The organism is Variovorax paradoxus, from assembly GCF_009498455.1.
Taxonomy (GTDB): Bacteria; Pseudomonadota; Gammaproteobacteria; order Burkholderiales; family Burkholderiaceae_C; genus Variovorax; species Variovorax paradoxus_H.
This window is the reverse complement of the sequence record NZ_CP045644.1, coordinates 3,102,619-3,121,578: the sequence shown is the minus strand read 5'-3', so window position 1 is coordinate 3,121,578 and position 18,960 is coordinate 3,102,619. Positions and strand designations below refer to the sequence as shown.

Genomic DNA, 18,960 nt, shown 5'->3' with positions numbered 1-18,960 from the left:
CCTGCTGCGTTGGGGTCGATGATTCCGCCGGGCGTGGATCGCGTCGATGACCTGGGAGGTCATGGCGCGGCGCCGCCGTCGCGCCAGAATGCGGCTCCATGAACACCCCCCGCACCCATTCGTCCAAGGCCGCCGCCGCCGGCCTTCCCGGCGCACGCGACCCGTTCGGCGCCCACCTGCGGCACTGGCGCACCCACCGCCGCCTGAGCCAGCTCGACTTGGCGCAGGAGGCCGAGGTCTCGACCCGCCACCTGAGCTACGTGGAAACCGGCCGCGCCGCGCCCAGCCGCGAGATGGTGCTGCGCCTGGCCGAACGGCTCGACGTGCCGCTGCGCGAGCGCAATGCGCTGCTGGTGGCCGCCGGCTTCGCGCCCATGTACCGCCAGCGCTCGCTCGACGACCCCGCCATGGCCTCGGCGCGCCGCGCCATCGACCTGGTGCTGAAGGGCCACGAGCCCTTCCCCGCGCTGGCCGTGGACCGCCACTGGAACCTGGTGGCGCACAACGCGCTGGTGCCGCTGCTCATGGAAGGCTGCTCGGCCGAGCTGCTGAAGCCGCCGATCAACGTGCTGCGCCTGAGCCTGCACCCCGACGGCGTGGCGCCACGCATCGCGAACCTGGCGCAATGGCGCACCCACCTGCTCGAGCGGCTGCAGCAGCAGATCGCCGCCACCGGCGACACCGTGCTGCAGGCGCTGCACGACGAGCTGGAGGGCTACCCGCCGCCGGCCGTGAGCCACGACGCACCGCTGCTCGATACCGCCCTGTCGGCGGTGGCCGTGCCGTTCCAGGTGGTCATGCCGAGCGGCGTGCTGAGCTTCATCAGCACCATCACGATCTTCGGCACGCCGGTGGACGTCACGTTGCAGGAACTCGCGGTGGAATCGTTCTTTCCGGCGGACGAGCAGACGGCGGCGGCCCTGACGGCGCTGGCTGCACAGCAGGCGCGCGGCTGAGGTCGGCCGCCTCCGGCTCACGCGCCGGCCCCTCGAAGTCGTCCACCTGGATCACCTTGTCGGCCGCCTGCAGGTAGGCCAGCGCCAGCGCGGGGTCGGTGGCCGAGCGCGCGGCCTCGTCGAGCGAGCGCGTGCGGCGCAGCACCTTGTTGAGCGCGGCGGTCTCGTCACCCAGTTGCGCGCCGAGCGCCATGGCCTGCATCAGGTCGCGCAGGCCGCCCGGGCCGGGCTCGGCCAAGTCGGGCACGAGACGCGCGACCACGTCCGGCCGCGTGCGCAGCAGCTCGGCCAGCGCCATCAGCTGCACGTCGCGCAGCGGCGCCAGATGCGCGGTGCGCCGCAACACCAGCGCGCCGAGCAGGCGCCGCCCCGGTGTCGGCAGGTTGGCGTACAGGTCGCGCAGGATCTTGCCGGCCTCGTCCAGCTGCAGCCGGATCGCCGCCTGCGCAAAGGGCAACAGCTCGGGCGCCGCATCGACGCGGTAGCGCCACACGCAGGCGCTCGCCAGGTAGAGGTGGGCCAGCACGTCGCCCAGCCGCGCCGACAGCAGCTCCATGCGCTTGAGCTTGCCGCCGAGCAGCCCCATCGCCAGGTCGGCCGTGAGCGCGTACTTGGCGCTCATGCGCGCGATGAGCCGCGCTTCAGCCGCCAGCGCCTCGGGCGGATCGCCGAGCACCGGCGCGCCGAAGAGGCTGTGCCACAGGTTCACCGCCACATGCTTGCCGTGCGCGATGAGCGCCTGGCCCAGTGCCGTTTCGTCTTTCGCCTGCACCGCCGCCATTTCGTCGAGCACGTGCGGATGGCAGCGCACCGCGCCCTGCCCGAACACGATGAGCGCGCGCGTGAGGATGTTCGCGCCCTCCACCGTGATCGCGATCGGCGCCTGCCGGTAGGCCACGCCGAGCAGGTTGGATGGCCCCGAGATGATTCCCTTGCCGCCGAGGATGTCCATGCCATGGTTGACCGCGCGGCGCCCGGCCTCGGTGAGCTGCACCTTGAGGATCGCGCTGGCCACGCTGGGCCGCTCGCCCGCGTCGAGCGCGGCGGCCGTGAAGCGGCGTGCGGCATCGCTCGCGTACAGCTCGGCCGACATCTGCGCGATCAGCCCCGCCACCGCATGGAACTTGCCCACCGGCAGGCCGAACTGCTCGCGGATCTGGCCGTAGGCATTGCTCACGTACAGCGCCGTCTGCTGCATCGCCGAGCCCAGCGCGGGCAGCGAGATGGCGCGGCCCGCGGCCAGGCACTCCATCAGCATGCGCCAGCCTTGGCCCACCTGCGGCTCGCCGCCGATGACCCAGTCCATCGGCACGAACACCTGCCGGCCGCGGATCGGGCCGTTCATGAAGGCGCTGTCCATCGGACGGTGGCGCCGGCCGATCTCCATGCCCTCGTGCGGCACGGGAATCAGCGCGCAGGTGATGCCCAGTTCGCGCTGGCCTTCGGGTCGGCTCTCGTCGATGGCATGGAACGCGAGGCCGACCACGGTGGCGACCGGTGCGAGCGTGATGTAGCGCTTGTCGAAATCGACCAGGAAGCCGCGCGTGCGCCGGCCCTGGAACTCGCGCTCGACGAGCACGCCGCGGTCAGGAATGGCGGCGGCGTCGGAGCCCGCGTAGGGCGAGGTCAGGCCGAAGCACGGCAGCTCGCGGCCGTCGGCCAGGCGCGGCAGGTAGTGGTCTTTCTGTGCGTCGGTGCCGTAGCGCAGCAGCAGCTCGGCCGGCCCGAGCGAGTTGGGCACCATCACCGTGACGGCGGTTGCGACGTTGACGCTCGCGATGCGCGCCACCACCGAGGCATGCGCGAAGTGGCCGAAACCCAGGCCGCCGAATGCCTCGGGAATGATCATCCCGAAGAAGCGCTTCTCGCGCAGGAAGCGCCACACCTCGGGCGGCAGGTCGCGCGCCTGGTCGATGGCGTGGTCGTCGAGCATGCGGCACAGCGCGGGCACCTCGTTCGAAAAAAAGGCTTCTTCGCGCGCCCTGAGCTGGTTGGGACCGACGGCCGTGAGCACATCGAAATCGGGGCGCCCGGCGAAGAGCCGGCCCTCGAACCCGACCGTGCCGGCCTCGAGCGCGGCACGCTCGGTGTCGCCCAGCGGTGGCAGGGCGTGGGAGAAAGGCTGCATCGCCCATCGGCCGATCAGGGACGCGAGTGACATGGGGTCTCCTTGTGAGGCCGCGCCCACAAGACAAGCGCAAAAGCACAGCGCGGCGTGCGTCCATTGTTGGACCGCACCGCCTCGCACCGGGCCGGTCAAGGGCGTTCGCGCGTGTCGGAGACGGGCCCGCGCAAGCCCGTGAACCGGCGCCGGATCAGCGGCGCTTGGGCGCCTGCCCGGCCGGTGCTGCCGGTGCAGCAGCGGGCATCGGCGCATTCGGATCGCGCCAGCCGTACTCGACGTAGCGGCGGATCACGAGGCAGCCCGGCGGCGAATCGATCAGCGAGACCGACGAGGTCGGCTCCTTGTCGTCGGTGTAGACCGTGTAGATCGGCAGCAGCGGCGTGCGCTTGTAGTTCTTCAGTTCCTGCTCGGCCACGCTGGCGCAGGTGAAGGGCGCGACCGAGATGCGCTCGGCCGCCACGGTGCAGGCACCGCTGTCGTCAGGAATCGCGGTGATCGACGCGGCCACGCCGGCGTTCGGGTACTGGATGCCCACCAGCGAGAACACCGGGCCGGCGTCGGGGCGCTTGCGGTCCCAGTCGAGCAGCACGTCGTGCGCGCGGCTGCCCTGCACGGTGAGCGAGGCCAGCCGCGTGATGGCGGGCAGGCAGCGCTGGATGCCGACGCTGGCGGCGGCGCGCGTGAGCGTGTCTTGCGGCTGGGCGGGCGGGGCCAGCACGCCTTGCGCGAGCGCGCTGCCGGCGATCGCGAGCATGCATGCTGCAACGGTGGATCGGGCAAGGACGTTCATCGGTGTCGCCTTCACGCGTAGAGGCTCTCGATGGCCGCCGAGTAGAGGCGCACGTTCTCCTCGCCTTCCGGGTCGAGCTTCGCGATGAGTGCGCGGGCGCGCGCGCGGTAGGCCGGCAGGTTGGCGTCGTGCTCGGCGAACGCACGCCGCAGCGCCTGCCCGCCCTCCTCGCAGTCGAAGCCGTGGTAGCGGTAGCCGCAGTCGCCGATCAGGTGCGAGTTGTGGATGAGCGGCCAGCCGCCGTAAAGCGCCTCGTAGTAGAGGTAGTTCTGCGCGTTCTCCCAGTGGTGCGCAAAGACCGCGTCGATCGCGCCCGGCAGCACCTGGTACAGCGGAAAACGCCCCTCGAAAGTCGCCAGGCCGTGGCGCACGAGATCGAGGCTCTGGGCAAAAGCGATGAAGTTCGGCTTCTCTTTCAGGTGGAAGCTGTTGTAGACCCACATCTTCTCGATGAGACGCGGCTGCGCGCGGTGCGCCGACTCGCAGCCCAGCATCGGAATGAAGCTGGTCTTCACCATGCAGATGTTGGGCTCGAAGATGGCCACGCGCCATTGCGTGCGGCCCGGTTCGTAGGCAAAGCGCTTGCCCTCGGTGCCGCGCGCCATGGCCTTCTCGATCACCATCGGGCTCCACAGGTGCGGCATGAGCTTGGTGGGCGCGCGGAAGGTGCTCGCGAAGTACGGCTTGCAGGAGGTTTCGTACTCGGGCAGCGTCCACACCTCGTCGTACGGCGCACCACTGACCAGCATGCCGTGCGGCTTGTTGAAGGTCATGCGCTCGATGTCGATCACGTAGTCGTTGCCCACGCGCATCGAAACGATTTTGCCGCCGCGTTCGCGGAACGCCACCGACCAGTCGCGACCGAGCTGCGCGCTCATCTCGATCATGAGGTCGAGCTCATGCGCGGCGGTGGCCATGTCGATGATCGGCACCGGCGAATCGGCCAGGAAATGGGTGGCGTCGGCCGGACCGCCATCGCCGCCGCCAGCCACCAGCACCGTGCGCTCGACGCAGGGCGAGCGCAGCAGCAGCATCACGAGGAACAGGCAGTTTTGATAAACGCCGTTCTCCCACAGGCTCTGCTCGCCCTTGCGGATGAAGATGGAGACGCCGACTTTCAGCTTGGTGGGTGTGACGGCTGCGCGCGGTCCTGTGTTGTTCTGCGCTTCGCTCATTGGGCAACCTTCGCGTTGCCGGCACGGAACGCCGGATCGCCACCGACCAGGTTCAGCAACCGCTGCGCATAGCCGTCGATGTTGGCGGGGTGCATCGGATCGATCGCGTCGAACACGCGCTGGCTGCGCGCGCGGTAGTCGTCGAGCTGCGCATCGTGGCCGCGCACGGCCGCAGCCAGTTGCTCGGCGCCGACGGCGATGTCGAACTCGGGGTAGTAGTAGCCCGCGTCGCGCAGCCACGGCGAGTTGTGCACCAGCGGGTAGTTGCCGTACAGCGCGTCGAGGTAGCTGTAGTTCTGGTCGTTCTGCCACTGGTGCGACACCACCGCGTCGGCGTTCTGCACCATGAAGCCGGCGAAGTCGTGGCGCCCGTGGAAGGTGGCCTTGTGCTGGCGCACGATGTCCAGCGAGTTCGCCAGGTAGAGCATCGTCGGGTGGTCTTTCAGGTGCAGCGTGTTGAGCACGTGCATCGCCGCGACATGCTCCGGGTTCGCGCGGCAGGCCTCGTCGCAGATCAGCATCGGGATGCTGCACGACTTCACGACCGAGATGTTCGGCTCGAAGATCGCCACCCGAAAGCCCGGTTGCTCCGCCGTGCGCGGCTGGTAGCCGAAACGGAAGCCCTGTGCCTGCACCTCGTCGACGCGCTGCGCCAGGAACTGCGGTGACCAGAGGTACGGCACCTCATGCACCGGGCAGCGGTGCAGCGTGCGCATCATCGGCGCAAAGCCCGCGTCCTTGGGCAGCAGCCAGATCTCGTCGCAGCGGTCGGTGGCGCCGAAGTGCCCCTTGTCACTGAAGATGATCGGCTCGGCCAGCGCCGCGAAGGGCTGCCCCACGCCGTGGAAGGCCACGCGCCCGCCGCAGGCGCGGAAGTACGACAGCCACTGCACGTCGAGCGCACCCGCCATTTCGATGACCACGTCGAGCGCGTCGGTCAGTTCGCGCGCTCGGCCCAGCGTGAGCCCCATGCCCGACAGGTCGACCTGCGGCGGCATGGCGTGCTGGTCGCCCGCGTCGATGAGCGTGACGGATTCGACGAATTCGATGCGTTGCAGCAGCCGGGCCAGGAACAGGACGTTCTGTCCCATGCCGTTTTCCCAGATGTTCTGCCCCGCGTGGGAGAGGACTGAAATACCGATGCGCATGGCCGAAGTGTGTACCAAAAAACAAGGGCTCCCGCGCACAGGGCGCGGGAGCCACCGGGGCCGGGCGTCAGCCTGGCGCTTGCTCGCTCAGCGGCTTACTTCCACTTCCAGCCGATGCCTGCGTTCACGCCCCACTCCTTGCCGGTGGAGGTCAGGCCCGCGCCCCAGGACATCTTGCCGTCGTCCGACAGGGCCTTGAAGGTCAGCGCCACGGCGCTGTAACCCTGGTACGAGCCCAGGCCGACGCCGATCGTCTTCTCGCCCGGGTACAGCGTCGGCAGGTAGGTGCCCGACATCGCGAAGGCCATCGCCGTGCCCGAGTAGGCGATGCGCGCCACGTCGCCCACCTGCTTTTGCACCTGCTGCAACTGGCCCAGGTTGACCGCATCGCCCGGCAGCACGCCCGGCGCCACGTTGCTGATGCGCGTGCCGCCCGCCGCTTCGCCGGCGCCCAGCGTGATCTGGTTGTAGTTGACCGACCCGTCGGGGTTGGTCGCGTACTGCACGCTGCTGGCCTTCGACGCTGCCGACGCTGCCTTCAGCTGCGCCACGTTGGTCGCGTCGCTGTCGGCCGAGCCGGCGGCCACGCCCGTGATCTGGCGGAACTGACCGTTGGCCGCATCGCCCACCGACACCGCGCCCTGCGTGCCGGTCGTCGCCCGGATGGCCGCGGCCTGCTCCGCGTTCGCGCTGCCCGGCACGTAGCCGGCCACGCCCGCCGCCGTCGAGGCCACCGAGTTCGCACCCAGCGCCACGCCGCCGGTCTGCTGCACCACCGCGCCGAAGCCGATGGCCGTGCCTTGCGAGATGTTCTTCGCGGCGCTCAGCGGCGTGCCGCCGGCGTCGGCACTGTCGCCGAAGGCCGCGCCGCCGCCGCCGGCACGGGAGTTCGCGCCGAAGGCCTGCGAGCCCGTGGCCAGCGCCCCGGTGCCGATGGCAATCGCGTTGGTGCCCGTGGCCTGCGCCCCGAAGCCCACCGCCACCGCGCCGTCGGCCGTGGCCTTCGCGCCGTTGCCGGCGGCGAAGGCGTTCGCGCCGCTGGCCTCGGTACGCGGCCCGATCGCCACGGCTTCCTGGCCGCTGGCCTTGGAGTCCGTGTTCGTCGAGTTCGCGTGGAAGTACTTCGTGCCCCCGTTGTAGATCGAGCTGACCGTCGTGCTCAGGCTGCTGATGCTGCTCGTGGCCGTGCTCAGGCCGCTCGACGTCGAGGTCGACAGGCTGGCCAGGCCGCTGGCCGCACCGCCCACGCTGGTGGACAGGCTGTCCAGGTTGCTGTTCGTCGTGCTCAGGCCCGTCGACAGGCTGTTGATGCCGCTCGTCGCCGTGCTCAGGCCCGCCGACGTCGACGTCGAGAGGCTGTTGACGTTGCTGTTCGTGGTGCTCAGTCCCGTCGACAGGCTGCTCACGTTGCTGTTGGTCGTGCTCAGGCCGGTGGACAGGCTGTCGACATTGCTGTTGACCGTGCTCAGGCCGGTGGACACCGAGCTCGACAGGCTGCTCACATTGCTGTTCGTCGTGCTGAGGGCGGACGACGTGGACGTCGACAGGCTGCTCACGTTGCTGTTCGTCGTGCTCAGGCCCGACGACAGGCTGCTCACGTTGCTGTTCGTCGTGCTCAGGCCGGTCGAGAGGCTCGAGATGCCGCTGGTGGCGGTGCTCAGGCCACTCGACAGGCTGCCGATGCCACTGTTCGCCGTGCTCAGGCCGCTCGACGTCGACGTCGACAGGCTGCTCACGTTGCTGTTCGTCGTGCTCAGGCCCGTCGACAGGCTGAAGATGCCGCTGGTGGCGGTACTCAGGCCGGTCGAGAACGAGGTCGAGAGACTGCTGACGTTGCTGTTCGTCGTGCTCAGGCCGGTCGACAGGCTGTCGATGTTGCTGGTGGTGGTGCTCAGGCCGGTCGATGTGGAGGTCGAGAGGCTGTCGACGTTGCTGTTGGTGGTGCTCAGGCCGGTGGACAGGCTGGAGATGCCGCTGGTGGCGGTGCTCAGGCCGGTCGAGAGGCTGCCGATGCTGCTCGTGGTAGTGCTCAGGCCCGACGACGTGGAGGTCGACAGACTGCTGACGTTGCTGTTCGTGGTGCTCAGGCCTGTGGACAGGCTGGAGATGCCGCTGGTGGCGGTGCTCAGGCCGCTCGACGTCGAAGTCGACAGGCTGGTCACATTGCTGTTCGTGGTGCTCAGGCCTGTGGACAGGCTGGAGATGCCACTGGTCGCCGTGCTAAGGCCGCTCGACGTAGACGTCGAGAGGCTGTCCAGGTTGCTGTTGGTTGTGCTCAGACCCGACGACGTCGAAGTCGACAGGCTGCCGACGTTGCTGTTCGTCGTGCTCAGCCCAGTGGACAGGCTCGAAATACCACTGGTAGCCGTACTCAGACCCGACGACGTGGAAGTCGACAGGCTGCTGACGTTGCTATTCGTCGTGCTCAGGCCGGTGGACAGGCTCGATATCCCGCTGGTCGCAGTGCTCAGGCCGCTCGACGTAGATGTCGACAAGCTGTCGATGCTGCTCGTGGCAGTGCTCAGACCCGACGACGTGGACGTCGAGAGGCTGCTCACATTGCTGTTCGTGGTGCTGAGGCCTGTGGACAAGCTCGAGATGCCACTGGTTGCAGTGCTCAGACCACTCGATGTGGACGTCGACAGACTGCTGACGTTGCTGTTCGTCGTGCTCAGGCCGGTGGACAGGCTCGAGATGCCACTGGTCGCAGTGCTCAGGCCGCTCGAAGTAGACGTCGACAAGCTGTCGATGCTGCTCGTGGCCGTGCTCAAGCCAGACGACGTAGAGGTCGACAGACTGCCGACGTTGCTGTTGGTGGTGCTCAGGCCAGTGGACAGGCTGGAGATGCCACTGGTGGCGGTGCTCAGGCCGGTCGAGAGACTGCTCACGTTGCTGTTCGTCGTGCTCAGCCCAGTCGACAGGCTCGAAATACCACTGGTAGCCGTGCTCAGACCCGATGACGTTGAAGTCGACAGGCTGCTGACGTTGCTGTTCGTGGTGCTCAGGCCAGTCGACAGGCTGGAGATCCCGCTCGTTGCGGTGCTCAGACCGCTCGAAGTGGACGTCGACAGACTGTCGATGCTGCTCGTGGCCGTACTCAAACCCGACGACGTAGAGGTCGACAGGCTGCTGACGTTGCTGTTCGTCGTGCTCAGGCCCGTGGACAGGCTCGAGATACCACTGGTGGCAGTGCTCAGGCCGCTCGACGTAGACGTCGAGAGGCTGTCCAGGTTGCTATTAGTGGTGCTCAGACCCGTCGACGTCGAAGTCGAAAGGCTGCTGACGTTGCTGTTCGTGGTGCTCAAGCCGGAGGACAGACTTGAGATGCCGCTGGTCGCTGTGCTCAAACCGCTCGAAGTAGACGTCGACAAGCTGTCGATGCTGCTCGTGGCCGTACTCAGACCCGACGACGTCGAAGTCGACAGGCTGCTCACATTGCTGTTCGTCGTGCTCAGGCCGGTGGACAGGCTCGAGATGCCGCTGGTCGCTGTGCTCAAGCCCGACGACGTCGAGGTCGACAGGCTGCTGACGTTGCTGTTGGTGGTGCTCAGGCCCGTGGACAGGCTGGAGATGCCACTGGTCGCCGTGCTCAGGCCACTCGAAGTAGATGTCGACAGGCTGTCGATGCTGCTCGTGGCCGTACTCAGGCCCGACGACGTAGAGGTCGACAAGCTGCTGACGTTGCTGTTCGTGGTGCTCAGACCGGTGGACAAGCTCGAGATGCCACTGGTCGCCGTGCTCAAGCCACTCGACGTGGACGTCGAGAGGCTGTCGATGCTGCTCGTGGCCGTGCTCAATCCCGACGACGTCGAGGTCGACAGGCTGCCGACGTTGCTGTTCGTGGTGCTCAGGCCGGTGGACAGACTCGAGATGCCGCTGGTCGCCGTGCTCAATCCGGAGGACGTCGAGGTCGAGAGACTATCGATGCTGCTTGTAGCCGTGCTCAAACCGGACGACGTCGAAGTCGACAGGCTGCTCACATTGCTGTTCGTGGTGCTCAAGCCGGTGGAAAGGCTCGAGATGCCACTGGTCGCCGTGCTCAGGCCACTCGAGGTGGACGTCGACAGACTATCGATGCTGCTGGTGGCGGTGCTAAGACCCGACGACGTCGAAGTCGACAGGCTGCTCACGTTGCTGTTCGTCGTGCTCAGGCCGGTCGAGAGACTCGAGATTCCACTGGTGGCGGTGCTCAGACCACTCGAAGTCGACGTCGACAGGCTGTCGATGCTGCTCGTGGCCGTGCTCAGGCCCGACGACGTCGAAGTCGACAGACTGCTGACGTTGCTGTTTGTCGTGCTCAGGCCCGTGGACAAGCTCGATATGCCACTGGCGGCAGTGCTCAAACCGGACGACGTCGATGTTGAGAGGCTGCTGACGTTGCTGTTCGTGGTGCTCAGCCCCGTGGACAGGCTCGAGATACCGCTGGTCGCGGTACTCAAACCACTCGAAGTAGACGTCGACAAGCTATCGATGCTGCTCGTAGCCGTGCTCAATCCAGAAGACGTCGAGGTCGAGAGGCTGCTGACGTTGCTGTTCGTGGTGCTCAGCCCCGTGGACAGGCTCGAGATACCGCTGGTCGCGGTACTCAAACCACTCGAAGTAGACGTCGACAAGCTATCGATGCTGCTCGTAGCCGTGCTCAATCCAGAAGACGTCGAGGTCGACAGGCTACTCACGTTGCTGTTCGTGGTGCTCAGCCCCGTGGACAAGCTCGATATGCCACTGGTCGCCGTGCTCAGACCGCTCGAAGTAGACGTCGACAAGCTATCGATGCTGCTCGTGGCCGTACTCAGGCCGGACGACGTGGAAGTCGACAGGCTGCTGACGTTGCTGTTCGTCGTGCTCAGGCCAGTCGACAGGCTGGAAATCCCGCTCGTCGCGGTGCTCAGGCCGGACGACGTCGAGGTCGACAAGCTGCTGACGTTGCTATTCGTCGTGCTCAAGCCAGTGGACAGACTCGAAATACCACTGGTCACCGTGCTCAGACCAGACGACGTAGAAGTCGACAAGCTGCTCACGTTGCTGTTCGTCGTGCTCAGGCCAGTCGACAGGCTGGAAATCCCGCTCGTCGCGGTGCTCAGACCGCTCGAAGTAGACGTCGACAAGCTGTCGATACTGCTCGTAGCCGTACTCAGACCCGACGACGTGGAGGTCGACAGGCTGCTCACGTTGCTGTTCGTCGTGCTCAGGCCAGTGGACAGACTCGAGATGCCGCTGGTCGCCGTGCTCAGGCCGCTCGACGTAGACGTCGACAAGCTGTCGATGCTGCTCGTGGCCGTACTCAGACCCGATGATGTCGAGGTCGAGAGACTGCTCACATTGCTGTTCGTGGTGCTCAGGCCAGTGGACAGGCTGGAGATACCGCTGGTCGCTGTGCTCAGCCCGGAAGACGTCGATGTCGAGAGGCTATCGATGCTGCTCGTGGCTGTGCTCAGGCCCGAGGACGTCGAGGTTGAGAGGCTGCTGACATTGCTGTTCGTCGTGCTCAGGCCGGTCGAGAGACTCGAGATTCCACTGGTGGCGGTGCTCAGACCACTCGAAGTCGACGTCGACAGGCTGTCGATGCTGCTGGTGGCGGTGCTCAGACCCGACGACGTCGAAGTCGACAGACTGCTGACGTTGCTGTTTGTCGTGCTCAGGCCCGTAGACAGGCTGGAGATACCGCTGGTGGCGGTGCTCAGACCCGAGGACGTCGAGGTCGACAAGCTGTCCAGGCTGCTGTTCGTCGTGCTCAGGCCCGTGGACAGGCTCGAGATACCACTGGTGGCAGTGCTCAGACCGCTCGAAGTAGACGTCGACAAGCTGTCGATGCTGCTCGTGACTGTGCTCAGACCCGACGACGTCGAAGTCGACAGGCTGCTCACGTTGCTGTTCGTCGTGCTCAAGCCAGTAGACAGGCTGGAGATACCACTGGTCGCCGTGCTCAAACCGGACGAAGTCGAGGTCGACAGGCTGTCCAGGTTGCTGTTTGTAGTGCTCAGGCCGGTGGACAAACTGGAGATGCCACTGGTCGCTGTGCTCAAACCACTCGACGTGGACGTCGACAGGCTGCTCACATTGCTGTTCGTCGTGCTCAAGCCCGTGGACAGGCTGGAGATGCCGCTGGTAGCCGTGCTCAGGCCAGACGATGTCGAGGTCGACAGACTGTCAATACTGCTCGTGGCCGTGCTCAGACCGGACGACGTCGACGTCGACAGACTGCCGACATTGCTGTTCGTGGTGCTCAGGCCGGTGGACAAGCTCGAGATGCCGCTGGTCGCGGTACTCAGGCCAGACGACGTAGACGTCGACAGGCTATCGATGCTGCTCGTTGCCGTGCTCAGACCGGACGATGTCGAAGTCGAGAGACTGCTGACATTGCTGTTGGTCGTGCTCAGACCTGTGGACAGGCTGGAGATACCACTGGTCGCCGTGCTCAGACCACTCGAAGTGGACGTCGACAGACTGTCAATGCTGCTCGTGGCGGTGCTCAAACCCGACGACGTGGAAGTCGACAGGCTGCTCACATTGCTGTTGGTCGTGCTCAAGCCCGTCGACAGACTGGAGATGCCACTGGTCGCTGTGCTCAGACCACTCGAGGTGGACGTCGACAGGCTGTCAATGCTGCTCGTGGCCGTGCTCAATCCGGACGACGTGGAGGTCGAGAGACTGCTGACATTGCTGTTCGTCGTGCTCAGGCCCGTGGAGAGGCTGGAAATACCGCTGGTTGCGGTGCTCAGGCCGGACGATGTGGACGTCGACAAACTGTCGATGCTGCTCGTAGCCGTGCTCAGACCCGAGGACGTCGAAGTCGACAGGCTGCTGACATTGCTGTTCGTGGTGCTCAAGCCTGTGGACAGACTCGAGATGCCGCTGGTTGCGGTACTCAGGCCCGACGATGTGGAAGTCGAGAGGCTGTCGATACGGCTGTTGGTCGTACTCAGGCCAGACGACGTCGAAGTCGACAGGCTGGCAATGCCGCTGGTGGTGGTGCTAAGGCCGGACGACGTGGACGTCGACAGGCTGTCCAGGTTGCTGTTGGTGGTGCTCAAGCCAGTGGACAAGCTGGAGATGCCACTGGTCGCAGTGCTCAAGCCCGAAGAGGTCGAAGTCGAGAGGCTATCGATGCTGCTCGTAGCCGTGCTCAGACCAGACGACGTCGAGGTCGACAGGCTGCTGATATTGCTGTTCGTGGTGCTCAAGCCAGTGGACAGGCTGGAGATGCCACTGGTCGCAGTGCTCAGCCCGGACGACGTCGAAGTCGACAAGCTGCTCACATTGCTGTTCGTCGTGCTCAAGCCGGTAGACAGGCTGGAGATCCCGCTCGTTGCGGTACTCAGGCCAGACGACGTTGATGTCGACAGACTGCTGACGTTGCTGTTCGTCGTGCTCAAGCCCGTGGACAGGCTCGAAATACCACTGGTCGCAGTGCTCAGGCCGCTCGAAGTGGACGTCGACAAGCTGTCGATGCTGCTGGTAGCCGTGCTCAGACCCGACGACGTCGAAGTCGACAGGCTGCTCACGTTGCTGTTCGTCGTGCTCAAGCCAGTAGACAGGCTGGAGATACCACTGGTCGCCGTGCTCAAACCGGACGAAGTCGAGGTCGACAGGCTGTCCAGGTTGCTGTTTGTAGTGCTCAGGCCGGTGGACAAACTGGAGATGCCACTGGTCGCTGTGCTCAAACCACTCGACGTGGACGTCGACAGGCTGCTCACATTGCTGTTCGTCGTGCTCAAGCCCGTGGACAGGCTGGAGATGCCGCTGGTAGCCGTGCTCAGGCCAGACGATGTCGAGGTCGACAGACTGTCAATACTGCTCGTGGCCGTGCTCAGACCGGACGACGTCGACGTCGACAGACTGCCGACATTGCTGTTCGTGGTGCTCAGGCCGGTGGACAAGCTCGAGATGCCGCTGGTCGCGGTACTCAGGCCAGACGACGTAGACGTCGACAGGCTATCGATGCTGCTCGTTGCCGTGCTCAGACCGGACGATGTCGAAGTCGAGAGACTGCTGACATTGCTGTTGGTCGTGCTCAGACCTGTGGACAGGCTGGAGATACCACTGGTCGCCGTGCTCAGACCACTCGAAGTGGACGTCGACAGACTGTCAATGCTGCTCGTGGCGGTGCTCAAACCCGACGACGTGGAAGTCGACAGGCTGCTCACATTGCTGTTGGTCGTGCTCAAGCCCGTCGACAGACTGGAGATGCCACTGGTCGCTGTGCTCAGACCACTCGAGGTGGACGTCGACAGGCTGTCAATGCTGCTCGTCGCCGTGCTCAAGCCCGTCGACGTCGAGGTCGACAGGCTGCTCACATTGCTGTTGGTGGTGCTCAGGCCAGTCGAAAGACTGGAGATGCCACTGGTGGCAGTGCTTAGCCCAGACGAGGTGGACGTCGACAAGCTATCGATGCTGCTGGTAGCCGTGCTCAGACCCGACGACGTCGAGGTCGACAGGCTGCTCACGTTGCTGTTGGTGGTGCTCAAGCCTGTGGAAAGGCTCGAGATACCGCTGGCCGCCGTGCTCAAGCCACTCGAAGTCGACGTCGAGAGACTATCGATGCTGCTCGTGGCCGTGCTCAATCCGGACGACGTGGAGGTCGAGAGACTGCTGACATTGCTGTTCGTCGTGCTCAGGCCCGTAGACAGACTCGAAATACCACTGGTCGCCGTGCTCAATCCGGAGGACGTCGAGGTCGAGAGACTATCGATGCTGCTTGTAGCCGTGCTCAGACCCGACGATGTCGAGGTCGACAAGCTGCTGACGTTGCTGTTGGTGGTGCTCAGGCCAGTCGACAGGCTGGAGATCCCGCTCGTTGCGGTGCTCAGACCGCTCGAAGTGGACGTCGACAAGCTATCGATGCTGCTCGTGGCCGTGCTCAGGCCCGAGGACGTCGAGGTCGAGAGGCTGCTGACGTTGCTATTCGTCGTGCTCAAGCCCGTGGACAGGCTCGAGATGCCACTGGTCGCGGTACTCAGGCCCGACGATGTGGAAGTCGAGAGGCTGTCGATACGGCTGTTGGTCGTACTCAGGCCAGACGACGTCGAAGTCGACAGGCTGGCAATGCCGCTGGTGGTGGTGCTCAGGCCGGACGACGTGGACGTCGACAGGCTGTCCAGGTTGCTGTTGGTGGTGCTCAAGCCAGTGGACAAGCTGGAGATGCCACTGGTCGCAGTGCTCAGACCGCTCGATGTGGAAGTCGAGAGGCTGCTGACGTTGCTGTTCGTGGTGCTCAGCCCCGTGGACAGGCTCGAGATGCCACTGGTCGCCGTGCTCAGGCCACTCGAAGTGGACGTCGACAGACTATCGATGCTGCTGGTGGCAGTGCTCAGGCCAGACGAGGTCGAAGTCGAGAGGCTGTCGATGCTGCTCGTGGCCGTACTCAGACCCGAGGACGTCGAGGTCGAGAGACTGCTGACATTGCTGTTGGTGGTGCTCAGGCCGGTGGACAAGCTCGATATGCCACTGGTCGCAGTGCTCAAGCCCGAGGAGGTCGAAGTCGAGAGACTGTCGATGCTGCTCGTAGCCGTGCTCAGGCCCGACGACGTTGAAGTCGACAGACTGCTGACGTTGCTGTTCGTCGTGCTCAAGCCCGTGGACAGGCTCGAGATGCCACTGGTCGCCGTGCTCAGACCGCTCGAAGTGGACGTCGACAAGCTGTCGATGCTGCTCGTCGCCGTGCTCAAGCCCGACGACGTCGACGTCGACAGACTGCCGACATTGCTGTTCGTGGTGCTCAGGCCGGTGGACAAGCTCGAGATGCCGCTGGTCGCGGTACTCAGGCCAGACGACGTAGACGTCGACAGGCTATCGATGCTGCTCGTTGCCGTGCTCAGACCGGACGATGTCGAAGTCGAGAGACTGCTGACATTGCTGTTGGTCGTGCTCAGACCTGTGGACAGGCTGGAGATACCACTGGTCGCCGTGCTCAGACCATTCGAGGTGGACGTCGACAGACTGTCAATGCTGCTCGTGGCCGTGCTCAATCCGGACGACGTGGAGGTCGAGAGACTGCTGACATTGCTGTTCGTCGTGCTCAGGCCCGTGGACAGGCTGGAGATACCACTGGTCGCCGTGCTCAGACCATTCGAGGTGGACGTCGACAGACTGTCAATGCTGCTCGTGGCCGTGCTCAATCCGGACGACGTGGAGGTCGAGAGACTGCTGACATTGCTGTTCGTCGTGCTCAGGCCCGTGGAGAGGCTGGAAATACCGCTGGTTGCGGTGCTCAGGCCGGACGATGTGGACGTCGACAAACTGTCGATGCTGCTCGTAGCCGTGCTCAGACCCGAGGACGTCGAAGTCGACAGGCTGCTGACATTGCTGTTCGTCGTGCTCAAGCCAGTGGACAGACTCGAGATGCCGCTGGTTGCGGTGCTCAGTCCACTCGACGTAGAAGTCGACAGGCTGTCGATGCTGCTCGTGGCAGTGCTCAGGCCCGACGACGTCGACGTCGAGAGGCTATCGATGCGGCTGTTGGTCGTACTCAAGCCGCTCGATGTTGAGGTCGACAGGCTGCCGACGTTGCTGTTGGTGGTGCTCAGGCCGGTGGACAGGCTGGAGATACCACTAGTAGCCGTACTCAAACCCGACGACGTCGAAGTCGACAGGCTGCTGACGTTGCTGTTTGCCGTGCTCAGACCCGTAGACAGGCTCGAGATGCCACTGGCCGCCGTGCTCAGACCACTCGAAGTGGACGTCGACAGACTGTCGATGCTGCTCGTCGCCGTGCTCAGACCAGACGATGTCGAGGTCGACAGGCTGCTGACGTTGCTGTTCGTGGTGCTCAGACCTGTCGACAAGCTGGAGATGCCGCTGGTAGCCGTACTCAAACCCGACGACGTGGAAGTCGACAGGCTGCTGACATTGCTGTTCGTTGTGCTCAGGCCGGTGGACAGGCTCGAGAGACCGCTCGTGGCGGTGCTCAGGCCGCTCGACGTCGACGTCGACAGGCTGTCGATGCGGCTGTTGGTCGTGCTGAGGCCAGTCGACGTGGACGTCGACAGACTGCCCACATTGCTGTTCGTGGTGCTCAGGCCCGTGGACAGGCTGGAGATGCCGCTGGTGGCCGTGCTCAGACCGCTCGAGGTGGAGGTCGAAAGACTGCTGACGTTGCTATTGGTAGTGCTCAGGCCAGTGGACAGGCTCGCGATACCGCTGGTGGCTGTACTGAGGCCCGACGACGTCGAGGTCGACAGGCTGCTGACGTTGCTGTTCGTGGTGCTCAGGCCCGTGGACAGGCTGGAGATGCCGCTCGTTGCGGTGCTCAAGCCGGACGATGTCGACGTCGACAGGCTGCTGACGTTGCTGTTCGTGGTGCTCAAACCTGTCGACAGGCTGGAGATGCCACTGGTGGCTGTGCTCAAACCAGAAGACGTGGACGTCGAGAGGCTGTCGACACGACTGTTGGTCGTGCTCAGGCCAGACGACGTCGAGGTCGAAAGACTGGAAATACCGCTGGCGGCCGTGCTCAGGCCCGAGGAGGTCGAGGTCGAGAGGCTGCTGACGTTGCTGTTGGTGGTACTCAACCCGGTCGACAGACTGGAGATGCCACTGGTCGCTGTGCTCAGGCCCGACGACATCGAGGTCGACAAGCTGCTCACATTGCTGTTCGTCGTGCTCAGGCCCGTAGACAGGCTGGAGATGCCACTGGTCGCCGTGCTCAGGCCGGACGACGTCGAGGTCGACAGGCTGTTGATTCGACTGCTCGCCGTGCTCAGCCCCGACGAAGTAGACGTCGACAAGCTGCCGAGGTTGCTATTCGTTGTGCTCAGGCTCGTGGACAGGCTTGAGATACCGCTGGTCGCCGTGCTCAGTCCGGACGACGTCGACGTTGACAGGCTGTCGACGCGGCTGTTGGTCGTGCTCAGCCCCGACGACGTCGAGGTCGACAGGCTGCTCACATTGCTGTTGGCAGTGCTCAACCCGCTCGACGTGGACGTCGAGAGGCTGCTGACATTGCTGTTCGTCGTGCTCAGGCCCGTAGACAGGCTCGAGATGCCGCTGGTGGCCGTGCTCAGCCCGGACGACGTCGACGTCGACAGGCTGGTGATGCGACTGGTGGCCGTACTCAGGCCCGACGATGCAGACGTCGACAGGCTGCTGACGCTGCTGTTGGTGGTGCTCAGGCCGGTGGACAGGCTGCCGATGCTGCTGTTGGTCGTGCTCAGCGTCGAGTACAACTGGCTGCCGTTGATTGCATCGGTGCTGGTCGCCGTGATCCGTCCAGCCGCCACGTTGGTGATCTGCCGCTCGCCACCGGCCGTGCCCACGCTGACCACGCCAATGGGCGCAGTGCCGGCGAAGCCCGAGTAGGTCACCGAGCCGATCGTCGCGCTGGACGTCGCAGTGGCAGTGCTGGCAATCGCATTGGCGCCGATGGCAACCGCGTTGGCCGCAATCGCCTGCGCGTTCAAGCCCAATGCCATCGCGCCGGCAACGTTGGCCTTGGCCCCCGTGCCCATGGCGAACGCGTCGGAAGCCGTGGCCTGAGCGTTGGCGCCCATGGCTACGGCACCAGACGTACCTGTGTTCGTTGTGGCGCCCGCACCGAAAGCCAGGGAATTGGTGCCGGCCGCGACTGCGGCACTGGTGGCGTCGCCACCCAGTGCGACAGCACCGGAGCCTGTCGCCTGGGCCGCAGCGCCGATGGCAACGGCATACGTGTTGGTGGCGCGGGAGCCACCGACGGTACCGCCCAGACCGCCGAACGCCACCGCGCCCGTCCCGCTAGCCTGCGCGCCAGAACCCACCGCAAGGGCGCCGGCGCCGTTTGCCGACGTGGCCG

At 65.2% G+C, this 18,960-nt stretch carries 6 protein-coding genes and 1 pseudogene; 1 reads left to right on the top strand and 6 read right to left on the bottom strand.

What is annotated here, in order from left to right:
- Window positions 1-98: 98 nt before the first annotated feature.
- Window positions 99-956: a helix-turn-helix domain-containing protein gene (locus tag GFK26_RS14215; RefSeq protein ID WP_153282510.1), complete on the top strand. Its 858-nt coding sequence runs from the start codon at window positions 99-101 to the stop codon at window positions 954-956.
- Here GFK26_RS14215 and GFK26_RS14210 read toward each other — a convergent pair.
- The 6 genes and pseudogenes from GFK26_RS14210 to GFK26_RS34675 all read right to left on the bottom strand — a co-directional run.
- Complete coding sequence (locus GFK26_RS14210; RefSeq protein WP_153282509.1) at window positions 859-3,117, bottom strand: acyl-CoA dehydrogenase; 2,259 nt, start codon at window positions 3,115-3,117, stop codon at window positions 859-861. The two genes, GFK26_RS14215 and GFK26_RS14210, sit on opposite strands and share 98 nt — an antisense overlap.
- A gap of 154 nt (window positions 3,118-3,271) precedes the next feature.
- Window positions 3,272-3,871, bottom strand: coding sequence for a hypothetical protein (locus GFK26_RS14205; protein ID WP_153282508.1), 600 nt, complete (start codon window positions 3,869-3,871; stop codon window positions 3,272-3,274).
- Between the two features lie 11 nt (window positions 3,872-3,882).
- Window positions 3,883-5,046, bottom strand: a complete 1,164-nt coding sequence (locus GFK26_RS14200; protein WP_153282507.1) for a DUF2827 domain-containing protein — start codon at window positions 5,044-5,046, stop codon at window positions 3,883-3,885.
- Window positions 5,043-6,194: a DUF2827 domain-containing protein gene (locus tag GFK26_RS14195; protein ID WP_153282506.1), complete on the bottom strand. Its 1,152-nt coding sequence runs from the start codon at window positions 6,192-6,194 to the stop codon at window positions 5,043-5,045. The genes GFK26_RS14200 and GFK26_RS14195 overlap by 4 nt, the downstream gene beginning before the upstream one ends.
- A gap of 95 nt (window positions 6,195-6,289) precedes the next feature.
- The gene (locus tag GFK26_RS34680) at window positions 6,290-8,356 is read right to left on the bottom strand and encodes a YadA family autotransporter adhesin (RefSeq protein WP_416222568.1); all 2,067 of its coding nucleotides are present in this window, start codon (window positions 8,354-8,356) and stop codon (window positions 6,290-6,292) included.
- A gap of 1,563 nt (window positions 8,357-9,919) precedes the next feature.
- Window positions 9,920-18,679 (bottom strand): annotated as a pseudogene (locus GFK26_RS34675) (beta strand repeat-containing protein); the annotation flags it as partial.
- Between the last annotated feature and the right edge of the window lie 281 nt (window positions 18,680-18,960).